The following is a 22,899-nucleotide window of genomic DNA, read 5'->3' as shown; positions in this document are numbered from 1 at the left end:
TCACGCGATTGATGGTCCGCTCCTCCGTCGCCCTCAGTCCGAGCCGGTCTTTCCCTGGAAGACGGACAGGTTATGCGGCGGGATATCGGGCCGTTCGGTATGGTTGAGCGCGGTGCGCGGGTCCGACATGTGCAGGCCGCGCGTCGACCCCTGCCGCGGAGTCTCAAGCGGGCCGAGGGTCTTCAGATAGGCATCGGCCCCGCTGCTGCGGTCATAGACGCTGAACTCGGCCTCGCGGTCGCGGAAGCTTTTCAGCACCTGGCCCAGCCCCTTGATGCCGGTCTCGCGCTGGCGGCGGACCTGGTCGAGGTCGACCTCGATCGGGAACATGTCCTCCTGCCCGGCCGACTGGTGCAGCACCGTCGCCGCCGGATCGACCACCAGCGACCGTCCGACGCCGCCAGCGCCAAGGCCGTTGACGTCGATGACATAGCACTGGAACTGCGCCGCGGTGGCGCGCGCGATGGCCAGTTCGGCGTCGCGGTCGGTGGTGCCGGTCAGCACCGGGTGCAGCAGCACTTCGACCCCGGCGCTGGTCAGCTGCCGTGTGGTTTCGGGGAACCAGATGTCATAGCAGATCGACAGGCCGAAACGCCCGACCTCGGGCACGTCAAAGACGCAGAATTCGGTGCCCGCCGCGATGCCGGCCTCGTAGGGCCGGAACGGGAACATCTTGGAATATTTGGCAACGATGTCGCCATCGGGGTTGATCACCACCGAGGTGTTGTAGACGCGGCCGTCTTCGGCCCGTTCGAACATCGAGCCAGGGATCAGCCAGATGCCAAAGCGGCGGGCGTCGTCGCGAAATTGTTGGAGCGCGTCATTCGGAAACGGCTGCGCAAAACGGTCCAGCGGGCCGAAGGGCGCCAATTCCGAGAACAGGACCATCTGGGTCCAGGGAAAACGGGCCATCAGGACTTCCAGCCGGTGGCGCATGCCTTCGACGTTGGAATGCAGCGCCGAAACGTGCATCTGCACGCCGGCGATGGCGAAGGGGGTCATGTATTGCGGGTCCTTATTGTTGCTCGCCCGCCGCGCAGGAGGGGCGCAGCCGGGTCGTTCGTTTGTCGCGTCAGGCGCATGTCTGTCATCACCGCACCACGAGTACGGGAATCGGGGAATGTCTTACGACCTTGCCGGCATATGAGCCAACGAGAATCGAGCGCAAGTCGTCCGGCGGGTGCGAGGCCATCACAATCACGTCGGCAGCGACATCGCTGGCCGCCGCCAGCACCTTTTCGGGAATATGGCCATGGCCGACATGGACCCTTGCCTTGACGCCTTCGGGAATCCGCTCGTCCCGGAAGGTCTCGAGATCGAATTCCATCTTTTGCAGGGCCTCCTGTTCGAAGCCGGCGGGCAGATAGCTTGCCACCATCGCCGCACCGAGGTCATGCACGATGCCGAGCACGTGCAAGGTGCCGGTGTGGCCGCACATCTTCACCGCCATCGGCAGCGCCTTTTCCCAGGATTCCGGGTGGGTCAGGTCGATCGGCAGTAGGACATTGTCAAACATGGCGCGGCTCCCCTCGCTCAGGCCGTGGCGGCGACGCGGCGGGCGCGGCCGCGTTGCAGGAAGATCACCAGCGCCAGAACCGCCAGCGCCGGCAGGTACATCCAGTATTTGGTCGGCTGCTCGGCGGGTGCGAAGACCTCGACAATCTCCTGGTCCCAGTCAAGGCCGGCATCCTGCGCCGGGCTGCCGAAGGCGGCGTTGTCGATGATCACCTTGCCGTCGCTCTCGATCAGGTCGAGCCCGACGGCGGCCACCCTCTCCTCACCAGTCGCGCCTTCGGGCACCGGCAATAGCGCGGTAAAGGTGATCGGATCGCCCACCGCATTCACCCCGTTGATCGTCAGGCGCAGGTCCTGCCCCGCCTCGGCATCGCCCATCGCCTGTGCCAGTTGCGACGGCGGCACGTTTTCGAAGGGCGGCACGATCATGTCCATCCAGAAGCCCGGCCGGAACAGCGTGAAGGCCACCAGCAGCAGGATGATGGTTTCATGGACCTGGTTTCGGGCCAGGAACCAGCCCTGCGTCGCGGCGGCAAATAGCAGCATCGCGATCGTCGCCACGATGAACACGAATATCCCGTGCGCCCAGTCCACGTTGATCAGCAGAAGGTCGGTGTTGAAGATGAACAGGAAGGGCAGCGCCGCCGTGCGCAGGCTGTAGAAGAACGCGACCAGCCCGGTGCGGATCGGGTCGCCGCCCGATACCGCCGCGGCCGCGAACGAGGCCAACCCCACCGGCGGCGTCACATCGGCCATGATGCCGAAATAGAACACGAACAGGTGCACCGCGATCAGCGGCACGATCAACCCGTTCTGCTGGCCCAGCGTCACGATCACCGGCGCCAGCAGCGCCGAGACCACGATGTAATTCGCCGTGGTGGGCAGGCCCATGCCCAGGATCAGCGACAGGATCGCGGTCAGGAACAGGATGGCCAGGATATTGCCGCCCGACAGCACCTCGACCACGTCGGCCAGGGCCGAACCGACGCCGGTCTGGCTGACTGCGCCGACGATGATCCCGGCGGTCGCCGTGGCGATGCCGATGCCGATCATGTTGCGCGCACCGGCCTCAAGCCCGCCCAACAGTTCGCCGAACCCGCGCTGCGCCGCGGCGGCGATATTGCCCTCGTTGCGGAAGATCGCTTCGATTGGGCGCTGGGTGATCAGGATGAACACCATGAACGCCGCCGCCCAGAAAGCCGAGAGGCCGGGCGACAGGCGGTCGACCATCAGCGCCCAGACCAGCACCACCACGGGCAGCAGGAAATGCAGCCCCGAGCGGATTGTCGGCCCCGGCAGCGGCAGTTTGGTCACCGGCGCGTTCGGATCCTCCATCTCCAGCCGCTTCTCGCGCGAGGCGACGTAAAGCAGCCCGACATAGGCCGCGACCAGCAGCAGGAACACGACATAACCCGCCGAAGCGCCAAAGGCGGGGCGGATCCAGCCCATGCCGTAATAAACCGCGAAGGACAGCGCGCAGATCACCGCGACGGTGAAGGCCAGGCTGATCAGCCAGGCCACCAGCGGCTTGGGCGCCTGCGGGCGCGGCAGGCCCTGCATGTTGGCCTTCATCGCCTCAAGATGCACGATATAGACCAGCGCGATATACGAGATCACCGCCGGCAAAAACGCGTGTTTGACCACGTCGAAATAGGGAATGCCGACATATTCCACCATCAGGAAGGCCGCAGCCCCCATCACCGGCGGCATGATCTGGCCATTGACCGAGGAGGCCACCTCGACCGCGCCCGCCTTTTCCGAGGAAAACCCGACGCGTTTCATCAGCGGGATCGTGAAGGTGCCGGTGGTGACCACATTGGCGATGGACGAGCCCGAGATCAGGCCGGTCATTGCCGAAGACACCACCGCGGCCTTGGCCGGACCGCCGCGCAGATGGCCCATCAGGCTGAAGGCGACCTGAATGAAGTAATTGCCGGCCCCGGCCTTGTCGAGCAGCGAGCCGAACAGCACGAAAAGGAACACGAAAGAGGCCGAGACCCCCAGCGCGATGCCAAATACGCCCTCGGTGGTGATCCACTGGTGGTTCACCACTTCGGACAGCGAATTGCCCTTATGCGCAATGATCCCCGGCATCAGCGGACCCAGGAAGGTATAGGCCAAGAACACCGTCGCCACGATCATCAGCGCCGGGCCCAACGCACGGCGCGTCGCCTCCAGCAGGATCATCAGGCCGAAGGCGGCAACGACGAAGTCCTGCAGGATCGGCGCGCCGACCCGCTGGGCGATGCCGTCATAGAAGACGAACAGGTACAGCGATGCGCAGGCCCCCAAAATTGCCAAGGCCCATTCCCAGACCGGGATCCGCGTTTTGGGCGAGCCCAGCAGGATCGTCCCGATCATCGCCAGGCCAACGATCGGGATCCACCAGACCGGCGTGTCTTCTTTCGCGCCGAAGATGAACAGGAAGGTCAACAGCGCCGGCACCACAACCCCCAGCCCGATCTGGAACGGCGTCCGGGTGGCGGGATAGGCGGCAAAGGCAAGGAACAGCGCAAAGGCCAGGTGGAAGGACCGCGCCTCGGTATCGTTGAAGACGCCAAAGCCCAGCATGAAGGGCAAGGGACTGGCGATCCAGAGCTGGAACAGCGACCAGATGATCGCGATCACCGTGATCAGCCGGGCAACCGGGACCGAAGGCGAGCGACCGCCGATATCGGAGGAAGCGACAAGTTCGTCGATTTCCGCCTGGCTGAGACCACCCCTGCCCGCTGCCTCCTGCTCGACTGCGGATGCTTTTTGCTGGCTGCTGTTATCCGTCATATGCGCGCCCCTGCTGACTGGGCGGCTGCCTCGGCGGGACAGTGTGTCCCGTCCGGGAAGTCACCCGGCTTCCTGACCGGACAAGCGCCAAGCGCCAATCCGGAGATGGGATCGTAGGGCCCCGCCCAAGCGGCGGGGCCGGAGGTCGGCGGTTGAGGTCAGGATCAGTTGATCCAGCCGCGCTCCTTGTAATACATCTCGGCACCCGGATGCAGCGGGGCCGACAGGCCGGCCGAGATCATGTCCTCTTCGTTGAGGTTCTCAAAGGCAGGGTGCAGATCTTTGAAACGGTTGAAATTTTCGAACACCGCCTTGACCACCTCGTAGACCACTTCGTCCGGCACATTGGCCGAGGTCACGAAGGTCGCCTTGACACCAAAAGTTTCCACATCCTGATCGGTGCCCTTGTACATGCCGCCGGGGATGACCGCCTTGGCGTAATAGGGGTTCTCCGACACCAGCGTGTCGATCGCCGGGCCGGTCACTGGCACGATATGCGACTCGATGGTCGATGCGGCCTCCTGGATCGAGCCATTGGGGTGGCCGACGGTGTAGATGATCGCATCGACCTTGTTGTCGCCCAGGGCCGCGGATTGTTCAGCCGGCTTGAGTTCGGAGGCCAGCGAGAAATCGTCGATCGATTTGCCGACGGCATTCAGCACGACTTCCATCGTCGCGCGCTGGCCCGAGCCCGGATTGCCGATATTGACGCGCTTGCCGAACAGGTCGTCAAAACTCTTGATGCCTGAATCGGTGCGGGCCACCACGGTGAACGGTTCGCCATGGACCGAGAACACCGCGCGCAGGTCTTCCACCTGCTTGCCCTCGAACTGCGAACTGCCGTTATAGGCGTGGTACTGCCAGTCGGACTGGGCCACGCCCATATCCATGTCCCCCGCCGCGATGGCGTTGATATTCGCGATCGACCCGCCGGTCGACGGCGCGGTGCATTTCAGCCCGTGGCTGTCCGAGCCGCGATTCACCAGCCGGCAGATCGACTGGCCGACGACGTAATAGACGCCGGTCTGGCCACCGGTCCCGATGGTAATGAATTTTTCCTGGGCCGTGGCGATGGAGCCGGACAATGCGACGGCAGCGCCAAGTGCAGCCATTTTAAGCAAATTCATGACATTCTCCCTATTTTTTGGTCGTCATTGCCGAAACACCTGCGACCATTTGATGCAGTAAGGCTAGCAGCCTTGCCAAACATGACAATGCAAAATCTGAAAAATGGCAACTTGACACGCAGTTGCACATCAACCGGCGCGTGCAGGAATTCAGAATGTCGGGGGGGTGCAGGCGCTGATCACGACGCAGGGGGCGTCGTTGATATTGCGGAATCGATGCGGCAACTGGCTGCTGAACAGGTAGCCGTCGCCGGGGTTCAGCACGCGCACCTGGTCGCCGACGGTTACTTCTATGATGCCGGACACGATTATTCCGGCCTCTTCGCCATCATGTTTGAGCAGTTCCGGCCCGGTATCTGCGCCCGGCGGATAGGTCTCGTGAAGCACCTGAAGCGAGTGGCGCGAGGCGTTTCCAAGCTGGCGCAGCGACACCCGCGCAGCGCTTTCGCCGAGGCCGATATCCTGCGGCGAAAGCTCGATATACTCATCGGGCGAGTAAAAATACTTTTGCCGCTCCTCGCGCTCCACCACCGTGAAGAACTCGGACATGTTCATTGGAATGGCATCGAGCAGACGTTTGAGCGAGGCCACCGAAGGACTGGATTTATTCTGTTCAATCAAGGATATGGCGCTGCTGGTCAGCCCGGCGCGCGCGGCCAGGTCGCGCTGCGACATGCCGCGCGATTCGCGTACCTCCCGCAGTCTTCCGCCGATATCCAACCGATGAATCCCCTAGCTCAGGCGTCAAATTTATTAAGCGCCGATATTTTCCGCCGGTCAACCGCACTTTTAACCAAAGCGAAATCAGGCGCTTACCTGCCACACCGGCCAGCGTCCGCCCAGACCGCGCAAAACGTTTGACAACTAAAGTGGACGAATGGCAATAATATTGAACATTTTGTGCGCCGGGAGATACGCCATGACCACCGCCACCAAATCGCGCAAGACCCGCAGCAAGGCCGCTGCCACCACCACCGCCAAGACCAGCAGCAAGGCCGCCAAACCGACCGCCACGGCCGCCAGCGCGTCCAATGCCGCCCTGCTTGCACGGCGCGAGGCCGCTGTTGCCCGGGGCGTCGCTTCGGCCGCGCCGGTCTTCGCCGAGCGCGCCGAGAATGCCGAGCTTTGGGATGTCGAGGGCAAGCGCTTTATCGACTTTGCCGGCGGCATCGCCGTGCTGAACACCGGCCACCGCCACCCCGCCGTGATCGCTGCCGCCAAGGCGCAGGAAGATCGCTATACCCATACCTCGTTCCAGGTGGTGCCCTACGAGCCCTACGTGGCGCTGGCCGAAAAGCTGAACGCGCTGGCGCCGGGGGATTTTGCCAAGAAGTCGTTGCTGGTGACCACCGGTGCCGAGGCGGTCGAGAACGCGGTGAAGATCGCCCGTGCCGCAACCGGGCGGCCCGGCGTCATTGCCTTTACCGCCGGCTATCACGGGCGCACGCTGCTGACCCTGGGCCTGACCGGCAAGGTCTCGCCCTACAAGCGCGATATCGGTCCCTTCCCGACCGATCTCTACCGCCTGCCCTTCCCCAGCCAGCGCGACGGAATCTCGGTCGCGGATTCGATCCGCGCGCTGGAGATGCTGTTCCTGACCGATGCTCAGCCCGACCGCGTCGCGGCGATCATTCTTGAACCGGTGCTGGGCGAAGGCGGCTATCACCCCGCCCCGCCCGAATTGTGGCAGGCGCTGCGCACGATCTGCGACCGCGAGGGCATCCTGCTGATCGCCGACGAGATCCAGGCCGGGTTTGGCCGCACCGGCACCTGGTTCGCGGTCGAGCATTCGGGCGTTGCCCCCGACCTGATCACCGTGGCGAAAAGCATGGCGGGGGGCTATCCCATCGCCGGCGTGATCGGCCGCGCCGAGGTGATGGACGCCATGGCGCCTGGCGGGCTGGGCGGCACCTATGGCGGCAACCCGGTGGCCTGTGCCGCCGCGCTCGCCGCCATCGAGGCCATCGAGAGCGAGGGGCTGCTGGCCCGGTCCACCGCGATCGGTGAAAACATGCGCGCCCGCTTTGCCGATATGGGCGCCCGTGTCGCGCCCTACCGGATGTGGGACATCCGCGGCCTGGGCGCGATGCTGGCGGTCGAGTTCGTGACCGATTTCGACACTGCCACGCCGGACGCTGCACTGACCAAGTCGGTGGTCGCCCATGCGCTGAAACGCGGGCTGATCCTGCTGCCCTGTGGCATGCATGGCAACGCGCTGCGCATCATGGTGCCGCTGACCGCGTCGGATGCGATCCTCGACGAAGGCATGGGCATTTTCGAGGCCGCGCTGGCCGACGCAATGGCGGAACGCGGCGCCTGATCGCACGCATATACCCGCGCTCCGGTTGGGGCGCGGGTTGCTTTTTTGCAAAGCTGCGTCAGGCTGGGCGCTGTCCCGGCCCGCTGGGGCCTGCGTTTCGAGGAGGTCGCAATGTCTCACATCTTCCCCCGCAATTGCCGCCAATCCCCACCGGTCGCCGTCGGCGGCGACGGCTGTTACCTGATCGATGCCAGCGGCAAGCGCTATCTCGACGGATCGGGCGGCGCGGCGGTGTCCTGCCTGGGACATAGCGACAAAGCCATCGTCGCGGCGATCAAGGCGCAGGCCGACACGCTGGCCTTTGCGCATACCGGCTTTTTCACCTCGGAACCGGCGGAACAGCTGGCCGACCTGCTGGTCGCCAACGCCCCGACAGGGATCGACCGGGTCTATCTGGTGTCGGGCGGTTCCGAGGCCACCGAGGCGGCGATCAAGCTGGCGCGGCAATATTGGGTTGAAAAGGGCGAACCGCAGCGCGGCAAGCTGATCGCGCGCAAGCAAAGCTATCACGGCAACACCATCGGCGCGCTCAGCGCCGGCGGCAACGAATGGCGCCGGGCGCAGTTCGCCCCTCTGTTGCTGGACATCAGCCATATCGACCCCTGTTACGAATACCGGCTGCGCCAGGACGGCGAGAGCCTTGAGGATTACGGCCTGCGCGCCGCGCAGGCGCTGGAGGACGAGATCCTGCGGCTGGGCCCGGACACGGTGATGGCCTTCATGGCCGAACCGGTGGTCGGGGCGACGGCCGGGGCGGTGCCCCCTGCCCCCGGATATTTCAAGCGTATCCGCGAGATCTGCGACAGATACGGCGTGTTGCTGATCCTCGACGAGGTGATGTGCGGCATGGGGCGGACCGGAACCCTGTTCGCCTGCGAACAGGACGGGGTGGCGCCCGATATCGTCTGTATCGCCAAGGGGCTGGGCGCCGGATACCAGCCCATCGGCGCGATGCTGTGCAGCGCCGAGATCTATGCCGCCATCGAATCCGGCTCGGGCTTTTTCCAGCACGGGCATACCTATATCGGTCACCCCACCGCCGCCGCCGCGGGCCACGCGGTGGTCTCGGCGCTGCTTGACCGCGGGCTGGTGCAGCGCGCGCAGCAACAGGGTGAAAAACTGGCCGAACGGCTGAACGACCGGTTCGGCCAGCACCCCCATGTCGGCGACCTGCGCGGGCGCGGATTGTTCCGCGGCATCGAACTGGTGGCCGACCGCGACAGCAAGGCGCCTTTCGACCCGTCGCAGGGGGTTGCCGGCAAGCTCAAGAAGGCAGCGTTCGAGCAGGGGCTGATCTGCTATCCGATGTCCGGCACCATCGACGGCCGGACCGGCGATCACGTGCTGATTGCCCCGCCCTTCATCATCGAGGATACCCAGCTGGACGAACTGACCGACAAGCTGGGCCGCGCCATGGATGCGGTGATCTGAGCCCGAGGCAACGGGAACCCGCTGCGGCCGGCAAAGGCTGGGCGATGCGCCGCCGTGGGGCCGGCGGGGTGACCGGTGGCTCTTCCGGCCGACCCACTCACCTCGAACCGCGTCACGTCTTGGGTTCGAAATGCGCGTTGGAAACGGTGATCGCCCAATCGACCCGGCCGGGGCTGATGTCGTAACTTGATCGGGTGTCCAGCAGCGCAGGCGCCATTTGGGTCAGGACGGTGTTCCCGAACCCCTTGCGCTGCGGCGCCCAGTCACCGGCGGCGGATGTCTCGCACCAGCTTAGCTGAAGCATCGGAGTCTCGCCGGGTTCGATCGACCAGGCGATGCTGATCTGGCCGTCATTCTGGCTGAGCACGCCGTATTTCGCCGAATTGGTGGCCAGTTCGTGAATGGCCATTCCGACCGCCTGAACGCATTGCGGTTGCAGGGACACGGACGGCCCGGAAATGATCAGCCGCGGGTCGTCCTGCCCGACGAAGGGGTCCAAATGCCGCGCGATCAAGTCGACAAGATCGATCGATTTCCAGGCGCTTTTCACCAGGAGATCCGTCGATTCCGACAGCGAGGTGACACGCGCCTCGAAACTGCGGATGAAATCCTCTTGCGTGCGCTCGACACGTGCCGTTTGACGCAGCATCGCGGTGACGATGGTCAGCATGTTCTTGGCGCGATGAATGACCTCATGCGCGATCAGGTCGCGCGCGCGCTCGGCCCGGCGTACCTCGGTCACATCGCGGTGAATGTTCGACACCGCCACCACCTCGCCGCTCACATCCCGGATCGGGGCGCAGCTGATCCAGACCTCGCGATAGGTCCCGTCTTTGGAAACCCGCGTCGCCTCGAAGCTCTCAAGCCGGCCGGCAAGGATTTCATCCCGGTAATAGCCAACCCGTTTGGGCCAGTCCGGCGGATATAACAGCTCGAGCGATTTCCCCAGCACCTCGGCCTCGGCATAGCCGTACAGTCGCTCGGCCGCCCGGTTCCAGGTGATGATCCTACCGTCCAGATCATAGCTGAGAATGGCATCCGAGGTCGTCGCAACCAGGGCGGCCATGGCACTGGCGGTAATATGCGCGTGTTCCACCGCTTCGCGTTCGACATACCGAGTGGTGATGTTGCGGTGCTGAACGATAAGGTAGGGGCGATCATTTCGGATCAGCCGGTTCGCCGTGAGTTCGAACCATCTTTTCACGGTCGGGCTGTCGCAGGGATATTCACAATGAAAGGTTTCGCCGGTCTGCAGCGTCTTGGCGAACCCGTCTGGTACGATCGACGCCTCGGCACTTGAGATTCCGACCGCACATTCGCAGGTGTCCAAATAGTTCACCCCGCGATAGCAATTCGCTGTATCGCCTCCGTTTTCCTGGCAAAACCGGTCCCACGCAGCATTCGCCGCGATGATGATGCCCTCTTCGTCAAGGATCACCACCTCATCAGAGATCGCGTCGATAAAGGCTTGAACGTCAATCCCTTCGATCGACAGTTGCACGTCGTTCGGCAACCCGCCCTCCCTGCGCGCGTCGGATATTCCGGATATTCCGGATATTCTGGGTCATGCGCCGAGTGATTGCAATCTTGCCGAAATCCGCGGGTGGGTGGGCGACGCTTTTGCCCGGAAACCTTGCACTTGCAGTCCGGCATGCGCACCGGGATCGGTCAGAACGCCGTGTTCTCCGCCCCTTTCAGAACCAGCATGGCGCGGGCCTCGTCCGGGGTGGCAACTTCCAGGCTCAGCCCCTCCAGCAAGCTGCGCAGTTTGGTGACCTGCGCGGCATTGCTTTCGGCCAGTTGCCCCGGCGCGATCCAAAGCGAGTCCTCCAGCCCGACACGGACATTTCCACCCTGGGCCGCCGCCTGCGCTGCCACATTCATCTGGTTGCGGCCCGCGCCCAAAACCGACCAGATATAGGCATCGCCGAACAGCCGGTCCGCCGTACGTTTCATATGCGCCACGTCTTCCGGGTGGGCCCCGATTCCGCCCAGCAGGCCAAAAACGGTCTGAACAAGGAACGGCGCCTGCACCAGCCCGCGATCCACGAAATGCGCCAGATTATAGAGATGCGACGTGTCGTAGCATTCGAACTCGAACCGCGTGCCGTTTGCAGTGCCCACCTCCAGGATGTGCTGGATGTCGGCAAAGGTGTTCTTGAAGACGAGGTCGCGGCTGGCTTCAAGATGCTGACGCTCCCAGTCGTGCGTGAACGCCTTGAAGCGATCAAGCATCGGGTAGAGGCCGAAATTCATGCTGCCCATGTTCAGGCTGGCGACTTCGGGTTTCAGCTCGGCCGCTGGGCGCATCCGTTCGGCGACGGTCATGTGCGGTGAACCTCCGGTGGTCAGGTTCAGAACCGCACCGGTTGCCTGTTTCAGCCGCGGCAGGAACTTGCGGAACGCCTCGGGGTCTTGCGTCGGCTTCCCGGTATCCGGATCGCGGGCGTGCAGGTGCAGGATGGCTGCGCCGGCCTCGGCGGCGTCCAAACTGTCCTGGATGATTTCCTCCGGCGTCACCGGCAGGTGGGGCGACATCGAAGGCGTATGAATGGCACCGGTCACGGCGCAGCTGATAATGACCTTGCGGGAACTGGGCATGGGGCGGGTCTCCTCGCCGTTGGGGTGTCAGGCGCGATTGCCGCGCAGGAATTGCATGAGGGCTGTCAGGCGGCTGTCGCGCCGTGCCTGTGCCCGGGGGAGTTCGGCCAGAGGCACCGTGGCGCGGCGCTGCTGTTCGATCCGGTTCAATACCGGACCACTCCAATCCACAGGATCTTTCTGGTGTTGGGCCATGGTCATGAACATGCCCTGATAGCGATTGACGTACTCGCGCACGCCACCGGGCGCGTTGAAGTCGATGGTTTCGAACGGGCCGCTCACCGCCCATCGCGGGGCCAGACCGTCGCGGATACCGATATCCACCGCCTCGGGCCCCACGATGCCCTGATCCACCAATCGGAAGGCTTCCTGCAACAGCGCGCCTTGCAGGCGGTTCATCAGAAAACCGTCGATTTCGCGCTCCATGCGGATCGGTGTCTGGCCGATGCGTTCCATCAGCAATGCGGTCCGTTCGACCACCTGCGGATCGGTCCAGGGCGCCGGCACCACCTCGACCGCGGGGATCAGGCTTGGCGGATTGATCGGATGCGCCACGACACAGCGATGGCGGCCAGACAGGGCCTCGGTGAATTTCGACGGCAGCAGCGCCGACGTGGAAGAGGCCAGGACCGCCGTTGCCGGCGCAAGCCGGTCCAGCTCGCCCCAGACCGCCTGCTTGATCTCCAGGTCCTCGGGGACGTTTTCCTGGACGTGATCGGCACCGCTCAACGCCTCGTCGAGCGTTGCCGCCACATTGATACGTGAACAGACCGTGTCGGCACTTTCGCCGAACAACAGGTCGGCGCCGGCCATCTGATCGGCCATCCGGGCAACATGACTGAGCGCGGCCGCTGCCACGGCGCGAGAGGTGTCAAACATGCTCACCTCGCAGCCGCCGCGTGCAAAGCTGACCGCCCAGGCACTGCCGATAAGGCCGCTGCCGACAATCGCAATCCGGGTCATCACAGCGATTCCACGTTGCCACAGACGCTGAGGGCCTGCCCCGAGATGTTCGATCCGCCGGGACTGGAAAGAAACAGGCACATGGCGGCGATATCCTCGGCCGTCACCATGCGCCGCAGCGAGACCTTGGCAAGGTTGCGGTCGCGCATTTCCTCGAAGGAGATGCCCAGCTGGTCGGCGCGGGCCTGGATCACCCGATCGATGCGCGGGCCCTCGACGATGCCCGGCAGGATCGCATTGGCGCGCACACCCTGCGGCCCCAGTTCGACCGCCAGGCTCTTGGCCAAGCCGACCACCCCCCATTTCGCTGCCGAATACGGGGTGCGAAATCCGAAAGGCAGCCGCCCGGCAACCGAGGCCATGGCGATGAACAGCCCCTTGTTTGCCCGCAGTTCCGCCTCGCCGAAGCGGGCGGCCAGATAGGCGCCGCGCAGGTTCACCTCGATGCAGCGATCCCAGTCGGACTGGCTGATTTCGCTGACCGGCGCCGTCGGGCCCGCAACCCCGGCATTGGCGACAACCACGTCCAGCCCCCCCAGGCGGTCCTGTGCCTCGTCAAAAAGCGCCTGTGTCTGCGCCTCATTCGAGGCGTCTGCCACGCTGCCGGTGATCGCACCGCCGACCACCGCCTCGACCGCCGCCGGGTCGACATCCGAAATATGGACCCGCGCGCCGCTTTCGACGAAGCCGCGCGCGATGGCCTGACCAATCCCGCCCGCCCCGGCGGTGACAAGAACACGCAGCCCGCTGCGCGGCGTCAAAGACGCAAGTATGCTCATGGTTTTAACTCCTCCACCAATCTCGTCCTGGCTGAGACCGACGCCCGCCCCCAGCCTGGTCGGGCCGCGCCCGGCGGCCCGCAATTCCACCTTGTCCGATGGCTAACCGTTCCCGGCGGCTTCATCTGCGTCAAGCCGGCCTGGACGTCCCCGCCGGCTGTTTCAATGTCATGGCGACTGGCCCTGCGCAGCGCCCCGGTGGACTGGTCCAGTCGGAGACCATCATCAATGTGGTTAGGGCCGCGTCTGCCCGGGTCATCGCGGGGCTGGATTTCGGTCTTGGCCATTCTGGCATCACATTGACCTGGTTCGCGGTGCTGGTGGCGGTGAACCTGCAAACCTCGTTCCTGACGCCGCCTTTTGGCTATGCACTGTTCTATCTGCGCGGTATAGCACCGCCGGACCTTAGCATCTCGCAGATCTACCGCGGCGTCATTCCCTTCGTCTTTATCCAGATTGCGGGTCTGGGGCTGTGCATCTTGTTCCCGTCTCTCGTGCTCTGGCTGCCAGACATCGTTTCGAACTGAGGATATCATGACCGAACTTTTCGATCTTTCCAGCCGCCGGGTCGTCGTCACCGGGGGCACCAGCGGCATCGGCCTGGCCATCGCCGAGGCCTTTCTGAACGCTGGCGCCCGGGTGATCGTCACCGGCCGTTCCGAGGCGCGCGGCGCCGACGCGCTCGCGTTGCTGGCCCCACATGGAGAGGCACATTTCGTGGCCGGTGACGCCGGCACCGAGGCTGCGGCCGACACGTTGAAAAGCCGCGCAACCACGCTGTTGGGCGGGGTGGATACGCTGGTCTGCGCCGCCGGGCTCAACCGTCGGAGTCCACCCGAGGACCTGTCCCTGGCCGATTGGGACGCCGTGCTGGATGCCAACCTCAAGGCGGTGTTCCTGAGCTGCCGCGCCCTGCACCCGCTGCTCAGAGACAGCGGCGATGGGCGGATCATCACCCTCGGCTCGATGCTCTCGGTCTTGGCGAACGAGGCCAGCAGCGCCTATGCCGCAGCCAAAGGTGGGGTTGTGCAATTCACCCGTTCGATGGCGGTGTCCTGGGCCGAGGACGGCATCCGCGCCAACACCATTCTGCCGGGTTGGGTGGACACGCCGCTCACCCAACAGGCGCGCCGCGAGATGCCGGCGTTGGACGCCCGGGTCAAAGCCCGCACCCCCTTGGGGCGCTGGGGCAAGCCCGAGGAAATGGCCGGCGCGGTGCTTTTTCTGGCCTCGCCCGCCGCGCGCTTTGTCACCGGCGCGGCGCTTCCCGTCGATGGCGGTTATCTCGCGCGCGGCTGATCGCGGCCACCGCCGAAACATCGCGCGTCGCATCATCGCCGATCCTGGTTGCGCCCTTCATCCACCTGACAAGTGACGGCGCCGACCTTGCGCTGGCCTTGTCAGCCCGGAATTTGGTCGGGCACGCCAGATCGGCGCGGTTTGAGCCGCCGAGCGGACCTGCCAGAGTCCTTCCCCGGCCGGTTGCTCAAACGACGCGGTCGTTGCCCCCATCCACCGAGATTTGCGCGCCGGTCGTGCAGCGGAAGGTCGCATCGACCAGGGCCACCACCGCCCGACCGACATCCAGCGAGCCGATCTCGGCCCCGAGAAGGTTGCGGGTCTTGTATTGCTCGATCGTCAGCCCATACCGCTCGGCCGAACTTTTGAGGGCCTCCGGGGTCCAGAGCTTGGTGTCAAACACGGCGTCCGGATGCACGATATTCACTCGGATCCCCTCCGGCGCAAGTTCCAGCGCCAGAACCCGCATCATCTGAGTCAGTCCGGCCTTGGACACCGAATAGGCCGCGGCGCGCGGACCGGGCGCGGCCACGTTCCGAGATCCGATGAAAACGATCGAAGGATCGACGCCATGGCGGAGAAAGGGAATGGCATGTTTCACCAGCATCCGGTGGGACGTGAGATTGACCGCAAGCGAGGCATCCCAGACCGCGTTGTCCATGGTTTCGACAGGATCGCCGGTTCTGAAGATGCCGGCATTCGACACCAGGATGTCGATACCGCCATAGCTGCGCACGATTTCGGCAAGGGCGGCCTGAACTTCTGCCTCGGCGGTGAGGTCCAGCACCACCGAGTCAAACCCCTCCTCTGCCATGTGCACACGGATCTCCGGATCGATATCGAGCCCGACCACAACCGCACCCGACTTGCGCAGGGACTCGGCGCACGCCCTGCCGATGCCCGCCGCGGCGCCGCTGACAACCGCGATCTTGCCGGCAAGTTCCGGGTCGGGCTTTTGCGCCCGTAGCTTGGCCTGTTCCAGCTCCCAATATTCGAGATTACGCAGTTCCGCCTCGCTCAGGCCCTGCCAATTGCCCAGCCGCGCGGCATGGCGCAAGGCCTCGACATTGGCGCGGGCCACGTCGCGCGACACGCCCGCGCGTTTGAGGTTCGGTCCAAAGCTGCGGACATGGCCGGAAGCAAAGAGCCCCCAATGCGGTGCGGCCGGCAACATGGTCAGCCCGGGATCGTTCGCCGCTTCGAAATAGCCGCGGTAGGTCGCAGCGAAGGTCTCAATCGCGCAGACCGGATCGGTGCCGAAGAGCACCGGAAACGGCTTGTTGTGGATGACATGCTCGGGTGTCAATGTGCCGCGTCGCGCCGCCGCGGCAAGCGGCTCGACCTCCGCCGCCGGAACCTGCCCTGCGGCCAGTGACAGCACTGCCCTGCCCCGGGCCTTAGCCACCGCGCCGCGGGCGCGCGCCACCTCCACCGGGTCCTGCCCGACATCAACGGCGGCGGGCAAAGCCCCGACACGCGCCTCCAGCGCCTGTTCGGCCAGCGTAACGATTTCGATCATCCGATTATATGCCTGCCGGGCGCTATCGGCATAGGTGAACACGCCGTGATGCTGCAGGATGACCGCCGAACAACGCTCGAGCCCGCCAGCCGCAACGGCATCGCGGAACTGGATCGCAAGGTCAAAGCCCGGCTTGACATAGGGCAGCACCAGCACGTCGTCGCCATAGATCTCCTCGAACAGATCGGGGGCGCTGTTGGAAATGGTCAGCACGGCGTCGGGGTGTGCATGATCGACGAAGCGATGGGGAATAACCGCATGCACAATCGCCTCGATCGACGGGTTTGCGGCCCCTGAATCGAGCCGTGCGCAATTGACCTCGTTGACCATGTCCGCGTCCGAAAGCTGCGGCAACCGGGCAAGTTGCAGCAGCGGCGCAAGCTTGAGCCCGGTAAAGCCCTCGACCCACATCTTGCCCAGATCATAGCCGCTGGCCTTGACCCAGATCGCATCATGGGTGACGCCGAACCTGTCGGTATGCTTGGATTTTACCGAAGTGTTCCCGCCTCCGTGCAACACCAGCCGGGGTTCCTCGCCGATAAGCCGTGAAGAATAGGCCCGCAGTTCGAGATCGCTTTCGCAGGCCGCTGCGTTTGCTTCATCCCAACGGTTCAGCATCGGGCCACCCACGTTGCACAGGTTTTACCGTCACGCATGGAATCACGCCGCCACGTTCTGACCGGTATCGCGGAACAGCTCGTAAGCCTCCTGGCCGGTGGCGCCGCCATGCACCACTGCTTCGAGCGCCTTCAGCATGCCGATCGAATTTTCCGACTGGAACACATTGCGCCCCATGTCGACACCCGCTGCACCCTGGTCGATCGCGCGATAGGCCATTTCCAGCGCGTCGCGTTCAGGCAGTTTCTTGCCGCCGGCGATGACGATGGGCACCGGGCATCCCAGCACGATTTTCTCGAAGCCTTCGTCCACGAAGTAGGATTTTACCAGCTGCGCGCCGATTTCGGCCGCGATCCGCGTGGCGAGGCCGAAATAGCGGGCATCGCGCACCATGTCGGCACCCACCCCGGTCACCGCCATGGTCGGGATGCCATAACGGGTGCCGGCGTCGATCAGCTTGACCACATTGGAGATCGATTTGTGCTCGTATTCCGCGCCGATATAGACCTGCGCAGCCATACCCGCCGCGCCAAGGCGCACCGCGTCCTCGATTTCCACGCTGACCAGCTCGTTCGAGAGTTCGGTCAGGATGCTGTTGCCGGCGCTGCATCTCAGGACGACCGGCTTGCCGGTCTCCGGCGGGATCACCGTGCGCAAGGCGCCGCGCGTGCACATCAGCACATCGGCATGCGGCGCCAGCGGCGCGATGCTCAGGTCCATCCGCTCCAGCCCGGTGGTGGGGCCCTGAAAATAGCCATGATCGAAGGCCAGCATGACCGTACGCCCGGTCTCAGGGCGAAAGATCTTGGCCAGGCGGGCCTTCATGCCCCAATCGTGGTTCGCCCCGCCTTTCAGGAAGAAGCGGCTGGTATCAACCGGGCGATCCTCGCCCCAGTCCTTGCCATCCTTGATGTCGTCCAGATCTGCCATCGAACTCTCCGTCCCTTACTCTTGTTCAGTCGCCCTGACCGGCGGCATAGGTTTTCATCGCACCGAGGATGATCGATACCGAGATCGCCCCCGGATCGGGGTGCCCCAGCGAACGCTCGCCCAGCGAACGGGCCTTGCCGGTGGTGGCGATCATCTCCTTCGTTGCCTCGACCCCCTCCAGCGCGCCACGCTCGGCGGCGCTGAGCACCTCCGAAAGGTCATCGCCATCTGCCTCGGCCGCCCTGCGCGCGGCCCAGGCGACCGCGTCGACCATGGTCTTGGCCCCCTCCTCCACGCCGCCGCGCTTGGACACAGCAGCGGCCGACTGGCCGAGGAAATCGCGAAAGGCGGTGGCGGTCAGGGTATCGACCTCGTCAAAGGCCTTTGCCCCGCCCCTGAAAAAGGTGCCGAAGACGGCGCCGGCGGCACCGCCGGTCTTGGACATGATCGCCATGCCGGTTTGCTTGAAGGCGCCCTGCACCGAAAGGTCCGGCGTTGCCCCCAGCGCCTCGAGCGCGGCCTCGGCGCCCCGGCGCATGCCAATCCCGTGGTCCCCGTCACCGGTTGCGAGATCGGCCTCGGTCAGGACATCGACCTTGCCGATCAGCGCCTGTGCCACCTCGCACAGCATTTCGGTGACCTGCGGGGCTGAGAGTTGCTTTGCCATCGCTCACCTCACATGTTGGAAAGCCCGACCGACCGCGCCGGCAGGTCGAGGTAGTGTTTCAATTCGTCATCGAGCTTCATCAGCGTGACCGAAAAGCCGGCCATCTCTTGCACGGTCAGCCAGGTGCCGACATCGGTTCGATGTACCGCCACACCGCGCGTATCGAGGATCTCCCTGATGCGCCGGTTGACGATCAGCATCTCCATCATCGTGGTGGCGCCTAGGTTGTTGAGCATGAGCGCGATCTCGTCGCCCTCCTGAAGCGGCATGTCGGCCAGGATCTTCTCCATGATCTGGTCCGCAACCTCGTTGGCCGTGGCCAGCTTCTGACGGGCGATCCCGGCCTCGCCATGGGCACCCATTCCGATCTCGATCTCGTCATCGGCCAGTTCGAAGGTCAGCTTTCCCGTCTCGGGGATCGACCCGGCAGAGACCGCCACCCCCATTGAGCGCAGGTTGCTCACCGCCTTGCGCGCCACCCGCTCGACCTCGTCCAGCGTGTCCAGTTCCTCAGCGGCGCCGCCGGCGACCTTGATCGCGTAGATATCGCCGGCGATGCCGCGCCGGTCATGCGCGCGTTCCGGCGGGGCGGCGGCCACGTCGTCATTCACCCGGACGGTGCGGACCTCGATGTCTTCTTCCTCCAGCAGTTCGGCAGCGATATCGAAGTTCATGTTGTCCCCGGCATAGTTGCCGTAGAGAAACAGGATGCCCTTGCCCCGGTGCGCCGCCATCGCGGCATCGAAGATGGTATCGGGCGAAGGCGCGGCGAAAACCTGACCGCAGGCTGCCGCATCGCCCATGTTCTTGCCGAGAAACCCATGGAAGACGGGCTCGTGCCCGCTGCCGCCGCCGATCAGCAGGGTCACCTTGCTGTCGGGAAGATCGGTGCGGATCAGGATATCCTTGCCGGCAATCCGCTCGACCCGGCCATCATTGGCAAGGGCCAGCCCATCCAGCATCTCGGTCACCACGTCGCGCGGATCGTTGAGGATTTTCTTGGGAGCCTTGGGCATCACGCCTCCTCGGTATTGACTGTTTTCTCGGGGATATGGTCCAGCACCATGAACAGGATCACACCGGTCAGCAGCACGGGAAAGCCCCATGCGAACAGCTCCTGGACGAAGGGCTGGCAAAGCATCAGGAAGCCGGACACGATCAGTATCGAGGCCAGCCGATAAGCCTGTACAAGCAAACGGTTGAAACGCATCACGCCATTTCCTCTTGCTGATGGGAGACCCGCGCGCCGCTTTTCATGTCGAACAGGAAGCCGGCAGCGGATCCCACACGGAAGGCGCAGTTCATGCCCTGCTGCATGACCTGCCCGTCCTCCAGAACCTTGCGGAACACCCCGCCGCCGAATTCGATCTGCACGGCACATTCATAGCCGCGATTGTCCACCGCGTAGACCGAGGCCGGGCTGGCGCCCGCGTTTCCGGGCGCGACGATCGCGATATCCTCGGGCCAGACGCCAAGCCTGTGGGCGCCCGAGACCCCGGCCGGCAGGCCATAGCCTTCCGCCGGCAAGATCTGCTCGCAGCCGCGGATCCGGATCTCGCCGCCGTTCACATCGGCATCGAAGAAGGCCATCGCCGGGCTGCCGATCAGCTCGCCCACCAGGGCGTTGGCGGGGCGGGCAAAGATCTCTTCGATCGTGCCGGACTGGTGGATGCGCCCATCGTGGATGATCCCGATCCGGTCGGCGATGGAGATCGCGCCATGATAGTCATGGGTCGCGTAGAGCATGGTCGAGCTCTGCTCGCGGTGGATATGGCGCAGCTCGCTGCGCAGGCCCTCGCGCAGCTTGAGGTCGAGCGCCGAGAGCGGTTCGTCCAGCAGGAACATCGCGGGCTGACGCACCAGGGCGCGGGCAATCGCGACGCGCTGTTTCTCGCCGCCCGACAAGGTGGCGACATCGCGGTCCAGATGCTGTGAAATCCGCAGCAATTCGGCGGTGTGCTGCACCCGCTGCCGGATTTCGCCCTCCTCTTCCCGGTAAGTCGGAGAACGCAGGGCAAAAGCGATGTTGTCATAGACGTTCAAAACCGGCAGCAGGTTGAACCCTTCGAACACGATCGACAGATCCCGGCAGGCCGGATCGAGATCGGTGATGTCGCGCCCCTGAAGCTGGACCTGCCCGGCCTCCAGATCGATCAACCCACCGGTGGCCTGGATGGTTGAACTTTTTCCGGCCCCGGTCGGCCCGAGCAGTCCGAAAATCTCGTTCGGGCGCACCTCAAGATCGATCCCGCGCAGAGCGGGCTTGCCCCGGTAGCTTTTCTTCAGGCCGCGCAGTTTGAGAAACGGCTCGGTCATTGCGCTGCCCCCGTCGTGCGAATTCGGTTTCCGTTGCGCGCATCGAAAAAGACAAGCCCCTCGGTAAACAGCGTGATCGGCTGATCGTCCACCCGGGTCCGGGCCCCGCGCACGACGCCCTGGGCAATCTCCTCGCCAAGGCGGAAGGTGAAGAACCGCTCGCGCCCGACAGAAAAGGTATCATCGACCGGCAGGTCGACGCGCAGCCCGCCCGCCGCATCGGTGATCCGCACATCGCGCGGGCGCACGCCCATGCGGATGGGAACGCCCGCCCGCTGTACTGCCTCAGGCACCGCATCACCTGGCAGCAGCGCCTCGCTGCCACCCAGCCGGAAGCCGCCGGCAACCGGTTCGAGATCGACAAAGTTCATGCTGGGCGAGCCGATGAACTGGCCGGCAAACTCGGTTTCCGGGTCAAAGAAGATCTGATGCGGATCGGCAACCTGCACGATCTCGCCATCGTTCATCAGCACGATCCGGTCGGCAAGCGACATCGCCTCGCGCTGGTCGTGGGTGACATAGATCGTGGTCACGCCAAGCTGGCGTTGCAGATGGCCCAACTCCCAGCGCATCTCCTCGCGGAACTGCTCGTCAATCGCCGAAAGCGGCTCGTCCAACAGCAGCACCGCCGGTTCGCGTACCACGGCCCGGGCCAGCGCAACCTTCTGGGTGGTGCCCGGCGGTAGCGAGGCCGGGTGGCGCTTCAACTCGTTGCCCAACCCGAAAATATCGACCACCCATTCCAGCTTGCGGGCAATCTCGGCACGCGCCATCCCGCGAGCCTTGAGCGGGAAGACGATATTCTCGGCCACGTTCAGATGCGGGTAGAGCGACACGAATTGGAAGACCATGGCGATGTTGCGCTCGCTGGCGCTCATCTCGTTGACCCGCTTGCCATCAAACAGCACGTCGCCGCGCGTCACATTCTGAAGCCCGGCCACCGCGCGTAAAGTCGTGGTCTTTCCGCAGCCCGAGGGGCCGAGATAGACGACGAACTCGCCATCGTTGATCGAGAGGTTCACGTCCTTGACCGCCTTGAAGGCGCCAAACTCGATTGACAGGTTGTTCAGATCCACCCGCGCCATATCAGTATTTCTCCCCCATCTTGTTGAGGTGACGCACCAGGATCAGCGACAGCCCGATAATGATGAACAGCAAGATCACCGCAAGCGCCGACGCCTCTCCGGTATAGAAGTAGTTGAAGGCGGTCTTGGCCACGGCGAACGAGACCGTCTCGGTGCTCGAGCCCGGCCCGCCCCCTGTCAGGGCGAAGAACAGGTCATATTGCTTGAAACTGTCGATCAGGCGCAGGATCAGTGCGATAAACAGCACCGGCGCAGACATCGGCAGCGTGATCCGGAAGAAGACATAGGCCGGGCTTGCGCCATCCACCTCGGCCGCTTCGTAGATCGTGTCGGGAATGCCGCGGAACGCCGCCGTGGCCAGCAGGATGATGAAGGGGGTCCACATCCAGGTATCCGCCGCCGCCGCGGCAAAAAGCGCCGGTGTGGTCTGACCCAGCCAATTGACTTTTTCCAGGCCGGTTGCGGAGATCAGGTAGTTCACGATCCCCCATTCAGAGTTCAGCATATAGCGCCACAAAAAGCCGACCACGACCGGCGAAAGCATCATCGGCATCATCAGCAGGGTGAAAAGCATGTCGCGTCCGCGAAAGGCGCGCTGCAACTGATAGCCCACGAAGATCCCGATCAGCATCTGCATGCTCACGCAGAGGAACACGAATTTGCCGGTGAAGATGAAGCGTTTCCACAGCCCGTCATCATCGAGCAGGTAGGCGTAATTCTCCAAGCCGACATAGTTGAACCCGTGGTTCGTATGGAGCGCCGAAAAATTGTGGAAGCTGTACCAGATCAGCGAAAAGATCGGATAGGCCACCATGAAGAGCAGGATCAGCAGCGTCGGCGAGAGAAAGCCCAGGATCATCAACTTGCCGCTGGATTTGCGCTTGTCACCAATGACGCGCCGCGTGGCCCGCCCGGTCTGCGCCGAAGTCGTATCAATTACCGTCATCG

Annotated in this window: 21 protein-coding genes; 4 read left to right on the top strand and 17 right to left on the bottom strand. The window is 64.2% G+C overall.

What is annotated here, in order from left to right; genetic code table 11:
* Positions 1–33: 33 nt before the first annotated feature.
* The 5 genes from CVM52_RS03285 to CVM52_RS03265 all read right to left on the bottom strand — a co-directional run bounded on the left by CVM52_RS03285 (position 34) and on the right by CVM52_RS03265 (position 6,143).
* Complete coding sequence (locus tag CVM52_RS03285) at positions 34–1,002, bottom strand: carbon-nitrogen hydrolase family protein (protein WP_100161171.1); 969 nt, start codon at positions 1,000–1,002, stop codon at positions 34–36.
* Positions 1,003–1,090: 88 nt separating this feature from the next.
* On the bottom strand, positions 1,091–1,516 hold the full coding sequence (locus CVM52_RS03280; RefSeq protein WP_100161170.1) for a universal stress protein: 426 nt from the start codon (positions 1,514–1,516) through the stop codon (positions 1,091–1,093).
* 17 nt (positions 1,517–1,533) lie between these two features.
* Entirely contained in the window at positions 1,534–4,296 is a 2,763-nt protein-coding gene (locus CVM52_RS03275; RefSeq protein WP_100161169.1) for a TRAP transporter permease, read from the bottom strand.
* A gap of 164 nt (positions 4,297–4,460) precedes the next feature.
* Complete coding sequence (locus CVM52_RS03270) at positions 4,461–5,423, bottom strand: TAXI family TRAP transporter solute-binding subunit (RefSeq protein ID WP_100161168.1); 963 nt, start codon at positions 5,421–5,423, stop codon at positions 4,461–4,463.
* Positions 5,424–5,573: 150 nt separating this feature from the next.
* Positions 5,574–6,143, bottom strand: a complete 570-nt coding sequence (locus CVM52_RS03265; protein ID WP_100161167.1) for a cupin domain-containing protein — start codon at positions 6,141–6,143, stop codon at positions 5,574–5,576.
* A gap of 199 nt (positions 6,144–6,342) precedes the next feature.
* On the opposite strand from CVM52_RS03265, the gene gabT reads away from it, so the two are divergent.
* Positions 6,343–7,743 carry a 4-aminobutyrate--2-oxoglutarate transaminase gene (gene gabT / locus CVM52_RS03260; protein WP_100161166.1) on the top strand — a complete coding sequence of 467 codons (1,401 nt, stop codon included), beginning with the start codon at positions 6,343–6,345 and terminating at the stop codon, positions 7,741–7,743.
* A 111-nt stretch (positions 7,744–7,854) separates the two neighbouring features.
* Positions 7,855–9,174 (top strand): aspartate aminotransferase family protein, encoded by a 1,320-nt coding sequence (locus tag CVM52_RS03255; RefSeq protein ID WP_100161165.1) that lies wholly within the window; start codon positions 7,855–7,857, stop codon positions 9,172–9,174.
* A gap of 112 nt (positions 9,175–9,286) precedes the next feature.
* On the opposite strand, the gene CVM52_RS03250 is transcribed toward CVM52_RS03255, so the two are convergent.
* The 4 genes from CVM52_RS03250 to CVM52_RS03235 form a co-directional block, all read right to left on the bottom strand.
* Positions 9,287–10,687, bottom strand: coding sequence for a sensor histidine kinase (locus CVM52_RS03250; RefSeq protein WP_100161164.1), 1,401 nt, complete (start codon positions 10,685–10,687; stop codon positions 9,287–9,289).
* 155 nt (positions 10,688–10,842) lie between these two features.
* Positions 10,843–11,775 carry a 3,5-dioxohexanoate:acetyl-CoA acetone transferase gene (gene kce / locus CVM52_RS03245; protein ID WP_100161163.1) on the bottom strand — a complete coding sequence of 311 codons (933 nt, stop codon included), beginning with the start codon at positions 11,773–11,775 and terminating at the stop codon, positions 10,843–10,845.
* A gap of 27 nt (positions 11,776–11,802) precedes the next feature.
* The gene (locus CVM52_RS03240) at positions 11,803–12,738 is read right to left on the bottom strand and encodes a 3-hydroxyacyl-CoA dehydrogenase (protein ID WP_100161162.1); all 936 of its coding nucleotides are present in this window, start codon (positions 12,736–12,738) and stop codon (positions 11,803–11,805) included.
* Positions 12,738–13,517, bottom strand: a complete 780-nt coding sequence (locus tag CVM52_RS03235) for an SDR family oxidoreductase (RefSeq protein WP_100161161.1) — start codon at positions 13,515–13,517, stop codon at positions 12,738–12,740. Before CVM52_RS03235 ends, CVM52_RS03240 begins: the two co-directional genes overlap by 1 nt.
* Positions 13,518–13,615: 98 nt before the next feature.
* Here CVM52_RS03235 and CVM52_RS27620 point away from each other — a divergent pair, with 98 nt between their 5' ends.
* The gene (locus CVM52_RS27620; RefSeq protein ID WP_240620848.1) at positions 13,616–14,044 is read left to right on the top strand and encodes a TRAP transporter large permease subunit; all 429 of its coding nucleotides are present in this window, start codon (positions 13,616–13,618) and stop codon (positions 14,042–14,044) included.
* Between the two features lie 7 nt (positions 14,045–14,051).
* Positions 14,052–14,816 (top strand): SDR family NAD(P)-dependent oxidoreductase, encoded by a 765-nt coding sequence (locus CVM52_RS03225; protein ID WP_100161160.1) that lies wholly within the window; start codon positions 14,052–14,054, stop codon positions 14,814–14,816.
* A 187-nt stretch (positions 14,817–15,003) separates the two neighbouring features.
* Here the strand turns inward: CVM52_RS03225 and CVM52_RS03220 are convergent, their stop codons facing one another.
* Genes CVM52_RS03220 through CVM52_RS03185 form a run of 8 tightly spaced genes read right to left on the bottom strand, consistent with a single transcriptional unit; the run spans position 15,004 to position 22,897 of the window.
* Positions 15,004–16,953, bottom strand: coding sequence for an SDR family oxidoreductase (locus CVM52_RS03220; RefSeq protein ID WP_100161159.1), 1,950 nt, complete (start codon positions 16,951–16,953; stop codon positions 15,004–15,006).
* Positions 16,954–16,995: 42 nt separating this feature from the next.
* On the bottom strand, positions 16,996–17,883 hold the full coding sequence (lsrF, locus tag CVM52_RS03215) for a 3-hydroxy-5-phosphonooxypentane-2,4-dione thiolase (protein WP_100161158.1): 888 nt from the start codon (positions 17,881–17,883) through the stop codon (positions 16,996–16,998).
* Positions 17,884–17,908: 25 nt separating this feature from the next.
* Positions 17,909–18,550, bottom strand: coding sequence for a dihydroxyacetone kinase subunit DhaL (gene dhaL, locus CVM52_RS03210; protein WP_100161157.1), 642 nt, complete (start codon positions 18,548–18,550; stop codon positions 17,909–17,911).
* A gap of 8 nt (positions 18,551–18,558) precedes the next feature.
* The gene (locus CVM52_RS03205) at positions 18,559–19,566 is read right to left on the bottom strand and encodes a dihydroxyacetone kinase subunit DhaK (RefSeq protein ID WP_100161156.1); all 1,008 of its coding nucleotides are present in this window, start codon (positions 19,564–19,566) and stop codon (positions 18,559–18,561) included.
* The gene (locus tag CVM52_RS03200; protein ID WP_100161155.1) at positions 19,566–19,760 is read right to left on the bottom strand and encodes a hypothetical protein; all 195 of its coding nucleotides are present in this window, start codon (positions 19,758–19,760) and stop codon (positions 19,566–19,568) included. Before CVM52_RS03200 ends, CVM52_RS03205 begins: the two co-directional genes overlap by 1 nt.
* A complete protein-coding gene (locus CVM52_RS03195) occupies positions 19,760–20,866 on the bottom strand; it encodes an ABC transporter ATP-binding protein (protein WP_100161154.1) in 1,107 nt (368 codons plus the stop codon). The genes CVM52_RS03200 and CVM52_RS03195 overlap by 1 nt, the downstream gene beginning before the upstream one ends.
* The gene (locus CVM52_RS03190; protein ID WP_100161153.1) at positions 20,863–21,951 is read right to left on the bottom strand and encodes an ABC transporter ATP-binding protein; all 1,089 of its coding nucleotides are present in this window, start codon (positions 21,949–21,951) and stop codon (positions 20,863–20,865) included. Before CVM52_RS03190 ends, CVM52_RS03195 begins: the two co-directional genes overlap by 4 nt.
* 1 nt (position 21,952) lies before the next feature.
* The gene (locus CVM52_RS03185; RefSeq protein WP_100161152.1) at positions 21,953–22,897 is read right to left on the bottom strand and encodes a carbohydrate ABC transporter permease; all 945 of its coding nucleotides are present in this window, start codon (positions 22,895–22,897) and stop codon (positions 21,953–21,955) included.
* Positions 22,898–22,899 lie beyond the last annotated feature (2 nt).

The sequence above is a fragment of the Pseudooceanicola lipolyticus genome, from assembly GCF_002786325.1.
Classification (GTDB): domain Bacteria; phylum Pseudomonadota; class Alphaproteobacteria; order Rhodobacterales; family Rhodobacteraceae; genus Pseudooceanicola_C; species Pseudooceanicola_C lipolyticus.
Note: the sequence above shows the minus strand (reverse complement) of the source record. Positions and strands in the feature narration are given on the sequence as shown.

Excerpts from the sequence above, each read along its gene's own strand:
- kce (WP_100161163.1), bottom strand. The coding sequence starts at position 11,775 with ATGCCCAGTTCCCGCAAGGTCATTATCAGCTGCGCCGTGACCGGTGCC.
- CVM52_RS03285 (WP_100161171.1), bottom strand. The coding sequence starts at position 1,002 with ATGACCCCCTTCGCCATCGCCGGCGTGCAGATGCACGTTTCGGCGCTG.
- CVM52_RS03185 (WP_100161152.1), bottom strand. The coding sequence starts at position 22,897 with ATGACGGTAATTGATACGACTTCGGCGCAGACCGGGCGGGCCACGCGG.
- CVM52_RS03225 (WP_100161160.1), top strand. The coding sequence starts at position 14,052 with ATGACCGAACTTTTCGATCTTTCCAGCCGCCGGGTCGTCGTCACCGGG.
- gabT (WP_100161166.1), top strand. The coding sequence starts at position 6,343 with ATGACCACCGCCACCAAATCGCGCAAGACCCGCAGCAAGGCCGCTGCC.
- CVM52_RS03275 (WP_100161169.1), bottom strand. The coding sequence starts at position 4,296 with ATGACGGATAACAGCAGCCAGCAAAAAGCATCCGCAGTCGAGCAGGAG.
- CVM52_RS03240 (WP_100161162.1), bottom strand. The coding sequence starts at position 12,738 with ATGACCCGGATTGCGATTGTCGGCAGCGGCCTTATCGGCAGTGCCTGG.
- CVM52_RS03255 (WP_100161165.1), top strand. The coding sequence starts at position 7,855 with ATGTCTCACATCTTCCCCCGCAATTGCCGCCAATCCCCACCGGTCGCC.
- dhaL (WP_100161157.1), bottom strand. The coding sequence starts at position 18,550 with ATGGCAAAGCAACTCTCAGCCCCGCAGGTCACCGAAATGCTGTGCGAG.
- CVM52_RS03205 (WP_100161156.1), bottom strand. The coding sequence starts at position 19,566 with ATGCCCAAGGCTCCCAAGAAAATCCTCAACGATCCGCGCGACGTGGTG.
- CVM52_RS03190 (WP_100161153.1), bottom strand. The coding sequence starts at position 21,951 with ATGGCGCGGGTGGATCTGAACAACCTGTCAATCGAGTTTGGCGCCTTC.
- CVM52_RS03200 (WP_100161155.1), bottom strand. The coding sequence starts at position 19,760 with ATGCGTTTCAACCGTTTGCTTGTACAGGCTTATCGGCTGGCCTCGATA.
- CVM52_RS27620 (WP_240620848.1), top strand. The coding sequence starts at position 13,616 with ATGGCTAACCGTTCCCGGCGGCTTCATCTGCGTCAAGCCGGCCTGGAC.
- CVM52_RS03270 (WP_100161168.1), bottom strand. The coding sequence starts at position 5,423 with ATGAATTTGCTTAAAATGGCTGCACTTGGCGCTGCCGTCGCATTGTCC.
- CVM52_RS03280 (WP_100161170.1), bottom strand. The coding sequence starts at position 1,516 with ATGTTTGACAATGTCCTACTGCCGATCGACCTGACCCACCCGGAATCC.
- CVM52_RS03235 (WP_100161161.1), bottom strand. The coding sequence starts at position 13,517 with ATGAGCATACTTGCGTCTTTGACGCCGCGCAGCGGGCTGCGTGTTCTT.
- CVM52_RS03220 (WP_100161159.1), bottom strand. The coding sequence starts at position 16,953 with ATGCTGAACCGTTGGGATGAAGCAAACGCAGCGGCCTGCGAAAGCGAT.
- lsrF (WP_100161158.1), bottom strand. The coding sequence starts at position 17,883 with ATGGCAGATCTGGACGACATCAAGGATGGCAAGGACTGGGGCGAGGAT.
- CVM52_RS03195 (WP_100161154.1), bottom strand. The coding sequence starts at position 20,866 with ATGACCGAGCCGTTTCTCAAACTGCGCGGCCTGAAGAAAAGCTACCGG.